Genomic DNA, 15,683 nt, shown 5'->3' on the forward strand with positions numbered 1-15,683 from the left:
CCGTTCCCGTTCCTGAGCCCGGTCCCGATCCCGGACCTGATCATTCGTCCGTCCTCGGTCGTCCGCCCTCGATCGTCCGTCCTCGATCGTTCGCCCCGACCGCTCGTTCCGGCCGTTCGTTCGACCTGATCGTTCGTCCGGCCCCGTTCCCAACCGATCGTCCGTTCCCAACCGATCGTCCGATCTTGACAGTTCGTACGGAGGAATTGTGAGTCATCGCGTCACCGCTGCCGCGCTCGCGGCCCTGACGGCCGCCGGCCTGACCGTCGTCGGCCAGGGCGCCGCGCAGGCCGCGCCCAACGGCCGTACCTACCACGTCGACTGCGCCGCCGATCCGGCCGGCGCCACCGGCGGCAGGCAGCATCCCTGGACCACGCTGGCCGAGGCCAACGCGCACACCTACGGCCCCGGTGACCGGCTGCTCTTCAAGCGCGGTACCACCTGCACCGGCACCCTCGCCCCCGAGGGCGCCGGTTCCGCCCGTGCCCCGTTCACCATCGCCGACTACGGCAATGCCCCGGACCGCGCCAGGCTCGACGGAGCGGGCGCCCACGACGTCGTCCTGCTCGCCAACACGCAGTACGTGCACCTCAAGGCGCTGGAGATCACCAACGCAGACAACCCCGGCAGCGAGCGCAACGGCGTCCGCCTGCGCCTCACCGACTACGGTGTCGCCCGCGGCTTCGTCGTCTCCGGGCTCTACATCCACGACGTGCGCGGCGGCGACTACAAGACGCTCACGGGCTCCAGCGCGATCCAGATCGCCGTCGAGGGAACCGCGAAGGCCGGCTGGTACGACGGCCTGGACATCGCCCACAACCGCATCGAGGACGTCGACCGCGAGGGCATCTACTTCAAGTCGACCTTCTCCAAGCGCGATCTGGTCGGCCAGCAGCAGGACCCGAACGTCTACCCGGGCGAGTGGACGCCCAGCACCGGCGTCCGCATCCACCACAACACGCTGAGGTCCCTGGCCGGTGACGGCATGAAGCTCGACACCACCAGCGGGGCCCGTGTCGACCACAACCGGATCGACGGCTTCCAGCTGCGCTCGCCCTCGGCCAACGCGGGCATCTGGACCTTCAACACCGACGACACGCTCATCGAGTACAACGAGGTCTCGGGCGGCGGGAACACCCACGACGGGATGTCCTTCGACGCCGACGGCGCCTCGCGGAACACGGTCTTCCAGTACAACAACAGCCACGACAACAAGGGCGGCTTCCTGCTGATCTGCCCGTACAGCGGCGCCAAGACGGTCGGCACGGTCGCCCGCTACAACGTCAGCCGCAACGACGGTGCCCGCCTGATCCAGAACTGCTGGGGCCCGATCCTCGACACGAGGATCTACAACAACACCTTCCACAACAAGGAGCAGATCCCCGGATACCTCGTCCAGGACGACGCCGGCAGCCCCGCCACCACCCAGCACGAACTGTCCATCCGCAACAACGTCTTCGTGAGCGAGGGCACCGGAGGCTACGCCTTCAAGAACCCGACGCCCGGGCTCTCCTTCGACCACAACGCCTTCTACGGCATCGACATGACCCGCCCCGACCCCGGCGGCATCACGGCCGACCCGAAGCTCCGGGCCGACTTCCGCCTCGGCGCGGGATCGCCCGCCCTCGCCGCCGGAGCCGTCATCGAGGACAACGGCGGCAAGGACTACTTCGGCAACAAGCTGAAGCCCGGCGCTCCGAACATCGGCGCCTACGCGGGCCACGGGGTGCGCTGAACCCCCTCCCGGAACCGGATCCCGCCGTCCCGGAACCGGATCCCGTCGTCGCACGGTGGACGGTGGTCCGACGACACGGCCCGTCAGGCCACCACCCCTCCGGTGCCTGACGGGCCGACATGCCCCCTCCCCGGAAACGGAGTCCCCCGGCCGGGCGACCGCGTGACCGGGAGGCCCGTGACCGGGAACCGCGCAGCCGGCTCCCCGCCGTCGGGCGATCCGGTAACAGGCTCGCGGGGGACCGTTCGCTCACTGGGGTCCGTACTTGCGGCCCGTCTTGGAGGCGGCCCCTCCGAGCAGGCCGCGCGGCGTCAGCCTCACGACCCCCATCAGCGCCTTGTACCGCGGGTCCGGCACCGACAGGGACTTGCCGCGCGCCAGGTCCGCCAGCGCCGCCGCCACCAGTTTGTCGGCGTCCAGCCACATCCAGCCGGGGATGTTGCCGGTCCCCATCCCGGCCCGCTGGTGGAACTCCGTGCGTACGAAACCCGGGCACAGCGCCATCAGCCGCACCCCCGAACCGGCCAGGTCCTTCGCCGCGCCCTGGGTGAACTGCACGACCCATGCCTTGGACGCGCCGTACGTCCCACGCGGCACGAACGCCGCCACCGAGGCCACGTTGACGACCCCGCCCCGTCCGCGCTCCCGCATCCCGGTCACGGCGGCCGAGGTCAGTCGCAGTACCGCCTCGCAGTGCACCTTGAGCATGTTCAGCTCGTCGGCCATGGGCACTTCCAGGTAGCGGCCCTTGTTCCCGAACCCGGCGTTGTTGACCAGCAGGTCAACCGGATGCTGACGGTCCGCCAAGCGTTCCTCGACCGTCTCGATCCCCTTGTCCTCGGACAGGTCGGCCCGCAGCACCTCGGCCTCGATGCCGTGCCGGTCGTGCAGTTCGGTCGCCTGCTCGCGCAGTCGCTCGGCGTCGCGCGCCACCAGCACCAGGTTGTGTCCGTCGGCCGCCAGCCGCCGCGCGAACGCGGCGCCGATACCCGCGGTCGCGCCCGTAATCAGTGCAGTCGTCATGGGCGGCACGTTAGTGCCTGTCCGCCGGATCATGGCCGGACGGTGACCCGGACGGCGCCTCGATCCGGGTCGGGCCGCCCACAGAAGCGCGGTCCGGACCGGCCCCCGGACCGATGTCCGGCTCGCCGTCCGGGCCCCGTGCTCACCCGGCCGCCGAACCCTGCTCCCCGTGCCCCTGTCCGACGTACTTCAGGGCGGCGCGCAGGGTCTCCGGATGCAGCGCGTCGCGGGCCGCGAGCAGCCGGGGCAGCAGTTCGCGCCGGGTCGTCGACGCCTGGAACTCCATCCGTACGGTGACGTCGTGGCCGGGCCGGTGCACGATCTCGACCGGGTCCCCGGCACGGATCTCGCCCGGCGCGATCACCCGCAGGTACGCGCCCGGGGCGGCCGCCCGCGTGAACCGCTTGACCCAGCCCTTCTCGCCGAGGTGCCCGGCGAACGTGCGGCAGGGGATCCGGCTCGACGCGACCTCCAGCACCAGGTCGGGGCCTATCCTCCAGCGCTCCCCGATCCTCGCGCCGTTCACGTCCACCCCACTGGTCGTGAGGTTCTCGCCGAACGTGCCGTTGGGCAGCGGGCGGCCGGTCTCCCGTTCCCAGACGTCCAGCTCCTCGCGGCCGAAGGCGTACACGGCCTGGTCGGAGCCGCCGTGATGGCGCAGGTCGCACACCGCGTCCCCGACCAGGCCGCTGCCGCCGGTGCCCTTGGGGCCGGGGTCGAGGACACGCACCGGACCGTCGACCGGCCGCTTGCCGATGCCGGTCGCTCCGCCCGGGGCGTCGGTGTGGGCGACGATCCTGGGCCGTCCCACGTTCACGCTCAGCACCTTCATCGGCCTGCCACCGCCCCTTCGCCGCCTCTTCATGTTTTTTCCGCTCCGGGGCACCTCTTCCGCCCCGGGCCTTCGCTCCCCGCCGTCCCGCCCCACCAGGGCCGCGCACAGGGTGCGCACCGGATGCGCCTCGGGCGAGGTCGTAACCGTCCCGTCCCAAAGGTACACCTGGGCAATTAGCGCCTCTCCCAAGAGTTGCTTATGGTTGAGGGGTGATCGAAGCCCGTCACCTCCGTGTTCTGCGCGCCGTGGCCGCCACCGGCTCGTTCTCCGCCGCGGCCCGCGAACTGGGCTGCACCCAGCCCGCGGTCAGCCAGCAGATGAAGGCCCTGGAGTCCTCGGCCGGGACCACGCTGCTGATCCGCACCGGACGCGAGATGCGGCTCACGCAGGCGGGCGAGGCCCTCGTCCGGCATGCCTCGGGCATCCTGGCCGGGCTCACCGCCGCGGAGGAGGAGGTCGCCGCGATCGCCGGGCTGCGAGCCGGCCGGGTCCGGCTCGTCTCGTTCCCCAGCGGCAGTTCCACCCTGGTGCCCGGGGCCCTCGCGGCACTGCGCGCGGCCCATCCCGGCACCCGGGTCTCCCTGGTCGAGGCCGAGCCGCCGCGTTCGGTCGAGATGCTGCGCGAGGGCGACTGCGACATCGCGCTGGCATTCCGCTACGGCGCTCCGGGCGCCGAATGGGAGGACCTGGTCGTGCGTCCGCTCCTCACCGACCGGCTGATCGGCCTGGTCCCCGAGGCGCACCGGCTGTCCGGTACGGGGGCGGTCACCATCGCCGAGCTGGCCGAGGAGTCGTGGATCGCCGGCTGTCCGCGCTGCCGGCGCCAGTTGGTGGAGGTCTGCGAGGAGGCGGGCTTCACGCCCCGGATCGATTTCGCCACCGACGACTACCCCGCGGTCGTCGGCCTGGTGGGGGCCGGGCTCGGGGTGGCGGTGCTGCCGGAACTGGCGATCGAGTCGGTACGCACCAAGGGGGTCCGCACCGTCACGGTCGAACCGGCCGTCGAGCGCGAGATCGTCGCCCTGACCCTCCCCGACCTGGCGCAGGTGCCCGCCGTGGCGGCCACGCTGGACCGGCTGTCCCTGGCGGCCGCCCGCTGACCGGGGTACCGCCCGTGACCCGCCCGCAGGCCGGGCGCTGCCCCTGACGCGGCGCGGGAGGCCGCACGTGTGACCGGTGCCGGGGGCCCGGGTGGCTCGGAAGCGTGCGCGACCCGGCGCGGGGCCTGCCTGTGACCCGGCCTCCCTCGGTGGTCGGGTGGTGATGAAGAAACGTTATTTGCTTTATGGACCGTGCGGGCCGCCGGGATCAGCCGTGCCCCGCCGGGGACGGAACGCCGCCCGACGGCGCCGATGCCGCGATCAGACGGTTGCGGGCCCGCCCCATGAGCTCCTCACGCTCGTCCTCGGTGAGTCCGCCCCACACGCCGTAGGGCTCCCGTACGGCCAGCGCGTGTGCCGCGCACTCGGCACGTACCGGGCATCGCATGCAGACCTCTTTCGCCGAGTTCTCGCGGGCGCTGCGTGCCGCCCCGCGCTCACCCTCGGGGTGGAAGAACAGCGAGCTGTCGACCCCGCGGCAGGCCGCCAACAGTTGCCAGTCCCACAGATCGGCGTTGGGTCCGGGAAGGCGGGAGAAATCTGCCATTGCTTGTCCCCTCAAACCATGCTGAGTCGGAAACGTCGTTGTCGTCCGGTGTCGTCTATTTTGATTGTGCCCATGACACTTACATCCACGGTGCAAGTAGATGTAAATATGACTGATTGCGAATCTAGCCACAGACACCGGGAAAAGGGAAGAAGACCCGCTAAATGGGGCATACCTTCATATGAAGAACCGGTTGATGACTGGACGATCCGCGTCGCTCTCCTCCGTGCACGCCTCCTCACGTAGAGTGCCGAACCTGGCCGTCGAACCCGTAACTCTTTCGAGTGACCATCGTTGAGAGGGCGGAAGTGGTTGACAGAAAAAGCGATCGGGCAGGTGTCCGAGAGCGTCAACCGCTCAGGTGACGACTTGTGAACAGCCTGGAGGCTCAAGGTGACGCGCATCAGCTGCGGAGGGCGGCCATGACATCCGTCCTCGTCTGCGACGACTCCCCGCTTGCCCGAGAGGCGCTCCGTCGCGCGGTCGCGACCGTGCCCGGCGTCGAGCGTGTGACGACGGCGGCCAACGGCGAGGAAGTCCTCCGCCGCTGGGGCGCCGACCGTTCGGATCTGATTCTGATGGACGTACGCATGCCTGGTCTCGGGGGTGTGGAGACGGTCCGGCGGCTGCTCTCCGCCGACCCCGGCGCCAGGATCATCATGCTGACCGTCGCCGAGGACCTGGACGGCGTCGCGCTCGCGGTCGCCGCCGGTGCCCGCGGCTATCTCCACAAGGACGCCTCCCGCGCCGAGCTGCGGGCCACCGTCACCCAGGCGCTGGCCGATCCGACGTGGCGGCTCGCGCCGCGCAGGCTGCGGTCGGCCGAGATGGGTGCCGCGCCCACGCTCACCGCGCGGGAGATCCAGGTGCTCGAAGGGATGAGCCACGGTCGCTCGAACGCCGAGATCGGCCGTGAGCTGTTCCTCTCCGAGGACACGGTGAAGACGCACGCCAGGCGTCTGTTCAAGAAGCTCGGCGCCTCTGACCGCGCCCACGCCGTCGCTCTCGGCTTCCGCTGGGGGCTGGTCCGCTGAGGGCCGGTCGTGACCGGTGGTCGACCGTCTCCCCGCCCGCGCTCCGGCGGGCGGGGTGTCGCGACCGCCGTGCGCGGGGCGGGCACCGCCGCACCGGTGGTGCCCGCCGGGCCGACCGCGTCCGCCGGGCCGACGGCATGTGACGCTTCACGGCCGATGCCGCATCCTTGAGACGTGGAGTTCCTCGGGAACGATTCGGTCGAGCGGAAGGGGAGGGCGCAGGACATGACTTCCGGCGCACCCGCTCATAACGCTTCGGTGCACAACTACGGACGCGGCGGAGCGGAAGACGAGACTCCGAGGCACCATGGTCCGATGCGCGACGACGAGACGACGGTGATCGGTGCACTGGTGCACCGCGCCGTCGAGGGCGATGCGCAGGCCACCCATGATCTGCTGGCCCATGTTCACCCGCTCGCGCTGCGTTACTGCAGGTCGCGGCTGAGTCGTCTGCCCGGTGACGCGCGCCACTTCGTCGAGGACCTGGCGCAGGAGGTCTGCGTCGCGGTGCTCATGGCGCTGCCGCGCTACAAGGACACCGGCAGACCCTTCGAAGCCTTCGTCTTCGCCATCGCGGGCCACAAGGTGGCCGATCTCCAGCGGGCCGCCATGCGGCACCCGGGGTCCACGGCAGTGCCCTCCGACGAGATGCCCGAGCGGCCCGACGACTCGCTCGGCCCCGAGGAGCGCGCGCTGCTCAGCAGTGACGCGGCCTGGGCCAAGAAGCTCCTGGCGAACCTCCCCGACAATCAGCGCGAGCTGCTCGTGCTGCGGGTCGCGGTCGGTCTGACCGCCGAGGAGACCGGGCAGATGCTGGGCATGTCACCGGGCGCCGTCCGGGTCGCCCAGCACCGTGCGCTGAGCAGGCTGCGGGCGCTCGCCGAGCAGTGATCGGGGTCGGACGACGGGATTTCCCCGGCCCCAGCTCCGGCCCCGGCTCCCGTTCCCGTTCCCGTTCCCGTTCCCGTCACGGTTCCGCGTACGTCCCGCGCCTCTCGTGCGTACCGTTCGTGCACGATCCGTGCCGCTCCGGTTCCGTACGAACCTACAGAACCTGTAGGTGATCTTGCCCGTGGAATGAGACACGTGCGAAGGCCGTTAGCATGGACATCCGCACCGATCAAGGCCATTTGGGGAAGGTGTCATGACTGCAAACGTCGACGGAGTGCCCGAGAAATTCGCGACGCTCGGGCTGACATACGACGACGTGCTGCTGCTGCCCGGCGCGTCCGACATGGCGCCCGATCAGATCGACACCTCCTCGTACATCTCCAAGAACGTGCGGGTGAACATCCCGCTGCTCTCCGCCGCGATGGACAAGGTCACCGAGGCCCGCATGGCGATCGCCATGGCCCGGCAGGGCGGCGCCGGTGTGCTCCACCGCAACCTCTCCATCGCCGACCAGGCCAACCAGGTCGACCTGGTGAAGCGCTCCGAGTCCGGCATGGTCACCGACCCGATCACGGTGCACCCGGACGCGACCCTGCACGACGCCGACGAGCTGTGCGCCAAGTTCCGCATCAGCGGCGTCCCGGTCACCGACGCGGCCGGCAAGCTGCTCGGCATCGTCACCAACCGCGACATGGCGTTCGAGCCGGACCGTTCGCGCCAGGTGCGCGAGGTCATGACGCCGATGCCGCTGGTCACGGGCAAGGTCGGCATCTCCGGCGTGGACGCCATGGAGCTGCTGCGCCGTCACAAGATCGAGAAGCTTCCGCTGGTCGACGAGGCGGGCGTCCTCAAGGGCCTCATCACCGTCAAGGACTTCGTCAAGGCCGAGCAGTACCCGAACGCCGCGAAGGACAAGGAGGGCCGGCTGCTGGTCGGCGCCGCCGTCGGTGTCGCGGGGGACGCCTTCGAGCGGGCCCAGGCGCTGATCGAGGCGGGCGTCGACTTCATCGTCGTGGACACCGCCCACGGCCACTCCCGGCTGGTCGGCGACATGGTCGCCAAGATCAAGTCGAACGCGTCCGGCGTCGACGTCATCGGCGGCAACATCGCCACCCGCGACGGCGCCCAGGCGCTGATCGACGCCGGTGTCGACGGCATCAAGGTAGGCGTCGGCCCCGGTTCCATCTGCACCACCCGCGTCGTCGCCGGTATCGGCGTCCCGCAGGTCACCGCGATCTACGAGGCTTCGCTCGCCGCGAAGGAGGCGGGCGTCCCGGTCATCGGCGACGGCGGCCTGCAGTACTCCGGCGACATCGCCAAGGCCCTGGTGGCCGGCGCGGACACCGTGATGCTCGGCTCGCTGCTCGCGGGCTGCGAGGAGTCCCCGGGCGAGCTGCTCTTCATCAACGGCAAGCAGTTCAAGTCGTACCGCGGCATGGGTTCGCTCGGCGCGATGCAGTCCCGCGGCGACCGCAAGTCGTTCTCCAAGGACCGCTACTTCCAGGAGGGCGTCGCCTCCGACGAGAAGCTGGTCCCCGAGGGCATCGAGGGCCAGGTCCCCTACCGCGGCCCGCTCTCCGCGGTCGTCCACCAGCTCACCGGCGGTCTGCGCCAGTCGATGTTCTACGTCGGCGGCCGCACCGTGCCGGAGCTCCAGGCCAACGGCCGGTTCGTCCGGATCACCTCCGCGGGCCTCAAGGAGAGCCACCCGCACGACATCCAGATGACGGTCGAGGCGCCCAACTACAGCAGGAAGTAACGACCCTGCCCACGATGGGCAGTGGGAGAAGGAGCGGCGTCTGGGGCCTTCGAATCCAAGGCGGAGGAGGGAGTCGACGCGGAGCGTCGGTGACCGACGACAACGCCGGAGGCGGAGACCCCGGACACCGCGACGCCGCTGGCGATCGTGGGCAGGGTCGTAACGCGCGCCGACGTCCCGAGGGGCGGACCCGGGCTTTTTCCGGCCCCGCTGGGCGACCAGTGGGGTCCGGGAACTCCCGGGGCCGCCCCTTTGCCGTGTGTCGGGGATACTGGACAGCGCAGACATAGAGGGAAAGGCCACACCATCGTGACTGAGATCGAGATCGGGCGCGGCAAGCGCGGCCGCCGGGCATACGCGTTCGACGACATCGCCGTCGTTCCGAGCCGCCGAACCCGCGACCCGAAGGAGGTCTCGATCGCCTGGCAGATCGACGCCTACCGCTTCGAGCTGCCGTTCCTGGCCGCCCCCATGGACTCGGTGGTCTCCCCGCAGACCGCGATCCGCATCGGTGAGCTGGGCGGTCTCGGTGTCCTCAACCTGGAAGGGCTGTGGACCCGGTACGAGGACCCGCAGCCGCTGCTGGACGAGATCGCCGAGATGCCGGCCGAGTCCGCCACCCGCCGTCTCCAGGAGATCTACGCCGCCCCGATCCAGGAGGAACTGATCGGGCAGCGCATCAAGGAGGTGCGCGACGCCGGGGTCGTCACCGCCGCGGCGCTCTCCCCGCAGCGCACCGCCCAGTTCTCCAAGGCGGTCGTCGACGCGGGTGTGGACATCTTCGTCATCCGCGGTACGACGGTCTCCGCCGAGCACGTGTCGGGTGCGGCCGAGCCGCTCAACCTCAAGCAGTTCATCTACGAGCTGGACGTCCCGGTGATCGTCGGCGGCTGCGCCACGTACACCGCCGCCCTGCACCTGATGCGTACCGGTGCGGCCGGTGTGCTCGTCGGTTTCGGCGGGGGCGCCGCGCACACCACGCGCAACGTCTTCGGCATCCAGGTGCCGATGGCGACGGCGGTCGCCGATGTGGCCGGGGCCCGCCGCGACTACATGGACGAGTCGGGCGGCCGGTACGTGCACGTGATCGCGGACGGCGGCGTCGGCTGGTCCGGCGACCTGCCGAAGGCCATCGCCTGCGGTGCGGACGCCGTGATGATCGGCTCCCCGCTGGCCCGTGCGACGGACGCGCCGGGCCGCGGTCGGCACTGGGGCATGGAGGCCGTCCACGAGGACGTGCCGCGCGGCAAGCTGGTGGACCTCGGTTCCGTCGGTACGACCGAGGAGGTCCTCACCGGTCCCTCGCACTCGCCGGACGGCTCGATGAACATCTTCGGCGCGCTGCGCCGGGCGATGGCGACGACGGGGTACAGCGAACTCAAGGAGTTCCAGCGCGTCGAGGTGACGGTGGCGGACTCGCAGCACCGTCGCTGACCGTCTCGTGTCCGCCGGTGGCTTCCGGCGGGTACACATGGGCGAAGGCCCCGGAACCGCACGTGGGTTCCGGGGCCTTCGCCCATGTCCGGCGGGGCGCGCCTTTTCGATCACGCCCTTTTGATCAGGCCTTCGTGGGAACGCCGTCCCGGTCACGCCTTCTTGGCGCCACCGAAGGCCGCCACGGCGCCGAGCAGCAGGAAGACGTAGGTCATGAAGTCCGAGCCCTCGCCCCACGCCTTCGTCAGCACGTCGAAGTGGTCGATGAAGAGGGTGGACGCGGACTGGTGGATCAGGTCGGACAGGATGATCGAGATGCCGATCAGCTGGCCGAGGTAGACGGCGCCCACGGACAGGACGGCGCTGACGACGGGCAGGATCGGGTTGCGCCCGCCGACCTTGCTCGCCGCGAAGCCGACGAGGAAGCCGACGCCGATGGCGATGTAGCCGACCTCGCGCTCGATCGCTCCAGCGATGACGCCGTAGAGGAAGGCACCGACGAGCGCGGCGACCACGGCCGCGACGAGGCCGAGGGCCACCTTGTCGCGGGGCGGCGCCGGCGGGGCGAAGGGCGCGCCGCCGAACGCGGGGGCGGGCTGGCCGTAGGCGCCGGGCTGCTGACCGGCGAACGGGTTGCCCGTCGGGGCCCCGGGCTGCTGGCCCGCGTACGGGTTGCCGTCGACGGGCTGGGCGCCGGGCTGCTGGTTCGGCGGCGGCACGGGCTGGCTCATGGTGGGATCCCCCTTGGAGCGGAAGCGCACGATTGTGCGAGAAGTGACGCCGCAGGCTAGCAGTCGGCTATGACATCGCCTACCGAAAACCCCGAAGACCTCGAAGCTCCCGCAGCCCCCTCCCGGAATGCCTGGTTCACAGTCGGTGCGCGGCCCCCGCCGGGGTCGCGCCCCGGGTGTCCAGGAGCAGTTGGGCCTTCACGGCGAGACCCTGGAGGTCGTATGTGCGGTGGTGCTGGAGCAGCAGCGTGAGGTCGGCGTTCGACGCGGCCTCGTACAGCGAGTCGGCGCGTGGGACGGGGAGGTCGCGTACCCGCCAGTCCAGGACGTACGGGTCGTGGTAGCCGATCTGCGCACCCATGTCGAGCAGCCGGGAGGCGATCTCCCGGGCGGCGGACGCCTCCTGGTCGGCGAGGTCGGGCTTGTAGGTGACGCCGAGGAGCAGCACGCGGGCGCTGCGCACCGACTTGCCGTGCTCGTTCAGCAGGGTGGCGCAGCGCTGGATCACGTACTGCGGCATCCGGTCGTTGATCTCCTGGGCGAGCGCGACCATGCGCAGCGGGTGGCCGGGGGTGCGGCTGTGGTACGGGAGGCGTCCCGGGTCGACGGGGACGCCGTGTCCGCCGACGCCGGGCCCCGGGCGGAACGCCTGGAAGCCGAAGGGCTTGGTCTCGGCGCACCGGATGACGTCCCACAGGTCGACTCCGAGGTCGTGGCAGAGCACCGCCATCTCGTTCACGAGGGCGATGTTGACGTGCCGGAAGTTGGTCTCCAGCACCTTCGTCATCTCGGCCTCGCGCAGCCCGCGGGCGCGGACCACCTTGTCGGTGAGCCGTCCGTAGAAGGCGGCGGCGGACTCGGTGCAGACGGGGGTGAGGCCGCCGATGACCCTGGGGGTGTTGGCGTGGACGTGGGTCCGGTTGCCGGGGTCGAGGCGGCTCGGCGCGTGGGCGAGGTGGAAGTCCCGTCCGGCGCGCAGTCCCGAGCCCTCTTCGAGGAGCGGCCGGATGTGACCCTCGGTGGTGCCGGGCTGTACGGCCGACTCCACCAGCACGGTGGTGTGGGGGCGCAGCCGGGCGGCGAGCGCGCGGGTGGCGTCGGTGAGCGCGGCGAGGTCGAGCGTGCGGTCGGCGGCGAGCGGGGTGGGGGCGCAGATGACCGCGGTGCGGACCCGGCCGAGTTCGGCCGGGTCGGTGGTGGGCCGGAAGCCCCCCGAGAGCATCCGGCGGACGTCCGACGCGGTGAGGGAGCCCTCGACGGGGGTGCGGCCGGCGGCGAGTTCGGCGTGGGCGCGCGGATCGGTGTCGTAGCCGACGGTTTCGATGCCGGCGGCCACGGCGGCCTGTGCGAGGGGCAGGCCGAGGTGGCCGAGTCCGATGACAGCGAGGTCTGCGGGCATATGGGACCGTCCTTCCCTCGGACCGGGCGGGGAACGGAGGTCGGCGTCCTCCGTGTAACCGGCCGGTACACGACCATGAGAGCAGAAAGCGCAACCGCTGGGGACAGCGCAATGTCAGACTAGGCGTAAATATGACCTATATGCAGCATTTGTAAGGTGTCGCGAGGCCTGTGCCGCCCCGCTGTCGTCCGCGGTTGTCCACAGGCGGTGGCCGAAGTCATGGACGGCGGACAGAATCGAGGGGTGGGCCGGGGCGTCCGACCGATCGGTCGGGCCGCGTCCCGCGCCGGACCAGCCCGAGCCACCCGGGAGGCAGCAGTGAGGACAGCGACACTGGGACCCGCGGATCGCGTCGAGGCGCTCGCCGCCATGGCCGAGCGCGAGCTGGACGTGCTGGTCGTGGGGGCGGGCGTGGTCGGCGCCGGTACGGCGCTGGACGCGGCGACGAGAGGGCTCTCGACCGGCCTGGTCGAGGCGCGCGACTGGGCCTCGGGCACGTCGAGCCGGTCGAGCAAGCTGATCCACGGCGGGCTGCGGTATCTGGAGATGCTGGACTTCGCGCTCGTCCGGGAGGCCCTGAAGGAGCGCGGACTGCTCCTCCAGCGGCTGGCCCCGCATCTGGTGAAGCCCGTGCCGTTCCTCTACCCGCTGCGGCACAAGGGCTGGGAGCGGTTCTACGCGGGCTCCGGCGTGGCGCTCTACGACGCGATGTCGGTGTCGTCGGGACACGGCCGCGGTCTGCCCGTCCACCGGCACCTCTCCCGCCGCAACGCGCTGCGGGTCGCCCCGGCGCTGCGGAAGGACGCCCTGGTCGGGGCGTTGCAGTACTACGACGCACAGATGGACGACGCCCGCTACACGGCGACGCTGGTGCGCACCGCCGCCGCGTACGGCGCCCGGGTGGCGAACCGGGCGCGGGTGACCGGCTTCCTCCGGGAGGGCGAACGGGTCGTCGGCGTCCGGGTGCAGGACGTCGAGGCGGGAGGGGAGTACGAGGTCAGGGCCAAGCAGGTGGTGAACGCGACCGGCGTGTGGACGGACGACACCCAGGCGCTGATCGGGGAGCGCGGACTGTTCCACGTCCGGGCGTCCAAGGGAATCCACCTGGTCGTGCCGAAGGACCGCGTCCACTCCTCGACCGGCCTGATCCTGCGGACCGAGAAGTCCGTTCTCTTCGTCATCCCGTGGGGACGGCACTGGATCATCGGGACGACCGACACCGACTGGGACCTGGACAAGGCGCACCCGGCGGCGTCCAGCGCCGACATCGACTACCTCCTCGAACACGTCAACAGCGTGCTGGCCACCCCGCTGACCAGGGACGACGTCCAGGGCGTCTATGCGGGGCTGCGCCCGCTGCTGGCCGGCGAGTCGGAGGCGACCAGCAAGCTCTCGCGCGAGCACACGGTGGCGCATCCGCTGCCGGGCCTCGTCGTCGTGGCGGGCGGCAAGTACACCACGTACCGGGTGATGGCGAAGGACGCCGTGGACGAGGCGGTGCACGGTCTCGACCAGCGGGTGGCGGAATGCGTCACGGAGGACGTCCCGCTGCTGGGCGCCGAGGGGTACCGGGCGCTGTGGAACGCCCGCGCGCGGATCGCCGTCCGGACGGGACTGCACGTCGTCCGCGTCGAGCATCTGCTCAACCGCTACGGCTCCCTGACGGAGGAGATCCTGGAACTGATCGCCGCCGACCCGGTCCTGGGCGAGCCGCTGCCCGCCGCCGACGACTACCTGAAGGCCGAGATCGTCTACGCCGCCTCGCACGAGGGCGCCCGGCACCTCGACGACGTCCTGACCCGGCGTACCCGGATCTCCATCGAGACCTTCGACCGGGGCACGCGCAGCGCCCGGCTCTGCGCGGAGCTGATGGCGCCGGTGCTGGGCTGGGACGAGCGGCAGATCGACCGGGAGGTCGAGCACTACGAGAAGCGGGTGCAGGCGGAACGGGAGTCGCAGCGTCAGCCGGACGACCTCACGGCGGACGCGGCACGGCTCGGCGCGCCGGACATCGTGCCCCTCTGAGGGCTGTCCCGCCCCAGGCCCCGTCGTCACACGTCCGCCTGCGGCGGGGCGGGGCGGGCTCAGCCGCCGTGCGCGCCGGGGCAGAATTCCGCTTCGAGCAGCGCCCGTTCGAGTTCCGGTGTGTCGGCCAGGCTGTCCGTGTCGACCCGGAACGTCAGGATGTGGCGGCCCCCGGGGGTGGCCGCGGTCCGGACGTAGCTGCCCGGGATGTGCCCGTTGTGACCCCAGACGGTGACGCCGCAGGAGAGCTTCTGGGGATAGACGCCCAGGCCGTAGACGCCGCGCGTGGCGGAGGTGTCGAACAGGTCCGCGAGCTGGGCGGGAGCGAGGAGACGGCCGCCGAGCAGGGCCGCGTAGAAGCGGTTCAGGTCGTCGAGCGTGGAGATCAGTTCCCCGGCCGCACCCGCGGTGCGCGGGTCCAGTGCGGTGACGTCGCGGAGGGAGCCGTCGGCCGGGTCGCGCGTGAAGCCCCGGCCGTGCGGTGAGGGCAGCGAGGTCCGGGAGCCCGGCAGGGATGTGCCGGTGAGGCGCAGGGGGGTGATGATGCGTCGGCGGATCTCCTCGGCGTAGTCGTGGCCCGTGACGCGCCGGACGACGAGCCCGAGGACGACGTAGTTGGTGTTGGAGTAGGTGTAGCGGCCGGGGGCGTTCGTCGGCCGGTGGGACAGGGCGATGCGGACCGTGTCGACGGCGGACGGCGGCCGGAGGGGGGAACCGGCGGAGACGGGCAGGGGCGGGGAGTCGGCGGTGTAGTCGGGGAGGCCACTGGTGTGATTGAGCAGGGCCCGCAGGGTGATGCGGCGGCCGTCGTTGCCGTTGCCCCGGATCAGGCCGGGCAGCAGCCGGTCGACGGAGTCCGACAGCCGCAGCCGCTTCTCCCGGGCGAGTTGGAGCACGACCGTGGCGACGAAGGTCTTGGTGATGCTGCCGGCCCGGAACCGGTCCACCCTGCGGATGCCGGGCCCCGTCGAGCGGAAGGTGCCGTACGGTGCCGAGGAGGCACGACCGGTCAGCAATGCCGCCGCAGGAGCGCCGCCCTGGGCGACAAGCCGGGGAAGGTGGGAAGCCGCGGGGGTGAGGTGTGGTTCCCTGTGCAGGGGCGTCGTGCCCAGTCCCAGCAGCGCCAGCAGCAACGGGACGGAGAACAGCGCCCGGAGTGTCGGCATGGCG

13 protein-coding genes are annotated in these 15,683 nt (G+C 71.1%); 7 read left to right on the forward strand and 6 right to left on the reverse strand.

Going from position 1 to position 15,683, the window contains the following annotated elements; all coding sequences use genetic code 11:
- The first annotated feature begins 208 nt into the window (after positions 1-208).
- Positions 209-1,735, forward strand: a complete 1,527-nt coding sequence (locus tag AMK22_RS20200) for a right-handed parallel beta-helix repeat-containing protein (RefSeq protein ID WP_107430602.1) — start codon at positions 209-211, stop codon at positions 1,733-1,735.
- A gap of 249 nt (positions 1,736-1,984) precedes the next feature.
- Here AMK22_RS20200 and AMK22_RS20205 read toward each other — a convergent pair whose 3' ends face one another.
- Together AMK22_RS20205 and AMK22_RS20210 are read right to left on the reverse strand one after the other, a co-directional pair.
- Positions 1,985-2,758: an SDR family NAD(P)-dependent oxidoreductase gene (locus AMK22_RS20205; RefSeq protein ID WP_073786891.1), complete on the reverse strand. Its 774-nt coding sequence runs from the start codon at positions 2,756-2,758 to the stop codon at positions 1,985-1,987.
- Between the two features lie 142 nt (positions 2,759-2,900).
- A complete protein-coding gene (locus AMK22_RS20210; RefSeq protein WP_073786893.1) occupies positions 2,901-3,590 on the reverse strand; it encodes an MOSC domain-containing protein in 690 nt (229 codons plus the stop codon).
- 212 nt (positions 3,591-3,802) lie between these two features.
- Here AMK22_RS20210 and AMK22_RS20215 point away from each other — a divergent pair, with 212 nt between their 5' ends.
- Positions 3,803-4,693, forward strand: a complete 891-nt coding sequence (locus tag AMK22_RS20215; protein ID WP_073786895.1) for a LysR family transcriptional regulator — start codon at positions 3,803-3,805, stop codon at positions 4,691-4,693.
- Between the two features lie 208 nt (positions 4,694-4,901).
- On the opposite strand, the gene AMK22_RS20220 is transcribed toward AMK22_RS20215, so the two are convergent.
- Positions 4,902-5,240 carry a WhiB family transcriptional regulator gene (locus AMK22_RS20220; RefSeq protein WP_073786897.1) on the reverse strand — a complete coding sequence of 113 codons (339 nt, stop codon included), beginning with the start codon at positions 5,238-5,240 and terminating at the stop codon, positions 4,902-4,904.
- A gap of 422 nt (positions 5,241-5,662) precedes the next feature.
- Between AMK22_RS20220 and AMK22_RS20225 the strand changes: the two genes are divergently transcribed.
- The 4 genes from AMK22_RS20225 to AMK22_RS20240 all read left to right on the forward strand — a co-directional run bounded on the left by AMK22_RS20225 (position 5,663) and on the right by AMK22_RS20240 (position 10,358).
- Positions 5,663-6,274 (forward strand): response regulator transcription factor, encoded by a 612-nt coding sequence (locus AMK22_RS20225; RefSeq protein ID WP_003948568.1) that lies wholly within the window; start codon positions 5,663-5,665, stop codon positions 6,272-6,274.
- Positions 6,275-6,589: 315 nt separating this feature from the next.
- Positions 6,590-7,165: a sigma-70 family RNA polymerase sigma factor gene (locus AMK22_RS20230; protein WP_073786900.1), complete on the forward strand. Its 576-nt coding sequence runs from the start codon at positions 6,590-6,592 to the stop codon at positions 7,163-7,165.
- 253 nt (positions 7,166-7,418) lie between these two features.
- Positions 7,419-8,924, forward strand: coding sequence for an IMP dehydrogenase (gene guaB, locus AMK22_RS20235; RefSeq protein WP_073786902.1), 1,506 nt, complete (start codon positions 7,419-7,421; stop codon positions 8,922-8,924).
- Between the two features lie 309 nt (positions 8,925-9,233).
- The gene (locus AMK22_RS20240) at positions 9,234-10,358 is read left to right on the forward strand and encodes a GuaB3 family IMP dehydrogenase-related protein (protein WP_073786904.1); all 1,125 of its coding nucleotides are present in this window, start codon (positions 9,234-9,236) and stop codon (positions 10,356-10,358) included.
- A gap of 152 nt (positions 10,359-10,510) precedes the next feature.
- Here AMK22_RS20240 and AMK22_RS20245 read toward each other — a convergent pair whose 3' ends face one another.
- Both AMK22_RS20245 and AMK22_RS20250 read right to left on the reverse strand, forming a co-directional pair.
- On the reverse strand, positions 10,511-11,089 hold the full coding sequence (locus AMK22_RS20245) for a hypothetical protein (RefSeq protein ID WP_073786905.1): 579 nt from the start codon (positions 11,087-11,089) through the stop codon (positions 10,511-10,513).
- 136 nt (positions 11,090-11,225) lie between these two features.
- Positions 11,226-12,488 carry a nucleotide sugar dehydrogenase gene (locus tag AMK22_RS20250; RefSeq protein WP_073786907.1) on the reverse strand — a complete coding sequence of 421 codons (1,263 nt, stop codon included), beginning with the start codon at positions 12,486-12,488 and terminating at the stop codon, positions 11,226-11,228.
- Between the two features lie 318 nt (positions 12,489-12,806).
- Between AMK22_RS20250 and AMK22_RS20255 the strand changes: the two genes are divergently transcribed.
- Positions 12,807-14,513 (forward strand): glycerol-3-phosphate dehydrogenase/oxidase, encoded by a 1,707-nt coding sequence (locus AMK22_RS20255; RefSeq protein WP_073786909.1) that lies wholly within the window; start codon positions 12,807-12,809, stop codon positions 14,511-14,513.
- 59 nt (positions 14,514-14,572) lie between these two features.
- Here the strand turns inward: AMK22_RS20255 and AMK22_RS20260 are convergent, their stop codons facing one another.
- Positions 14,573-15,679, reverse strand: a complete 1,107-nt coding sequence (locus AMK22_RS20260) for a serine hydrolase domain-containing protein (protein ID WP_073786911.1) — start codon at positions 15,677-15,679, stop codon at positions 14,573-14,575.
- Positions 15,680-15,683 lie beyond the last annotated feature (4 nt).

The organism is Streptomyces sp. CB01580, assembly GCF_001905795.1.
Lineage (GTDB): Bacteria > Actinomycetota > Actinomycetes > Streptomycetales > Streptomycetaceae > Streptomyces.

What these genes read in the sequence shown, in the direction of transcription:
- AMK22_RS20205 (WP_073786891.1), bottom strand. Translation starts at nt 2,758, where the DNA reads ATGACGACTGCACTGATTACGGGCGCGACCGCGGGTATCGGCGCCGCG.
- AMK22_RS20210 (WP_073786893.1), bottom strand. Translation starts at nt 3,590, where the DNA reads ATGAAGGTGCTGAGCGTGAACGTGGGACGGCCCAGGATCGTCGCCCAC.
- AMK22_RS20220 (WP_073786897.1), bottom strand. Translation starts at nt 5,240, where the DNA reads ATGGCAGATTTCTCCCGCCTTCCCGGACCCAACGCCGATCTGTGGGAC.
- AMK22_RS20225 (WP_003948568.1), top strand. Translation starts at nt 5,663, where the DNA reads ATGACATCCGTCCTCGTCTGCGACGACTCCCCGCTTGCCCGAGAGGCG.
- AMK22_RS20230 (WP_073786900.1), top strand. Translation starts at nt 6,590, where the DNA reads ATGCGCGACGACGAGACGACGGTGATCGGTGCACTGGTGCACCGCGCC.
- guaB (WP_073786902.1), top strand. Translation starts at nt 7,419, where the DNA reads ATGACTGCAAACGTCGACGGAGTGCCCGAGAAATTCGCGACGCTCGGG.
- AMK22_RS20245 (WP_073786905.1), bottom strand. Translation starts at nt 11,089, where the DNA reads ATGAGCCAGCCCGTGCCGCCGCCGAACCAGCAGCCCGGCGCCCAGCCC.
- AMK22_RS20250 (WP_073786907.1), bottom strand. Translation starts at nt 12,488, where the DNA reads ATGCCCGCAGACCTCGCTGTCATCGGACTCGGCCACCTCGGCCTGCCC.
- AMK22_RS20260 (WP_073786911.1), bottom strand. Translation starts at nt 15,679, where the DNA reads ATGCCGACACTCCGGGCGCTGTTCTCCGTCCCGTTGCTGCTGGCGCTG.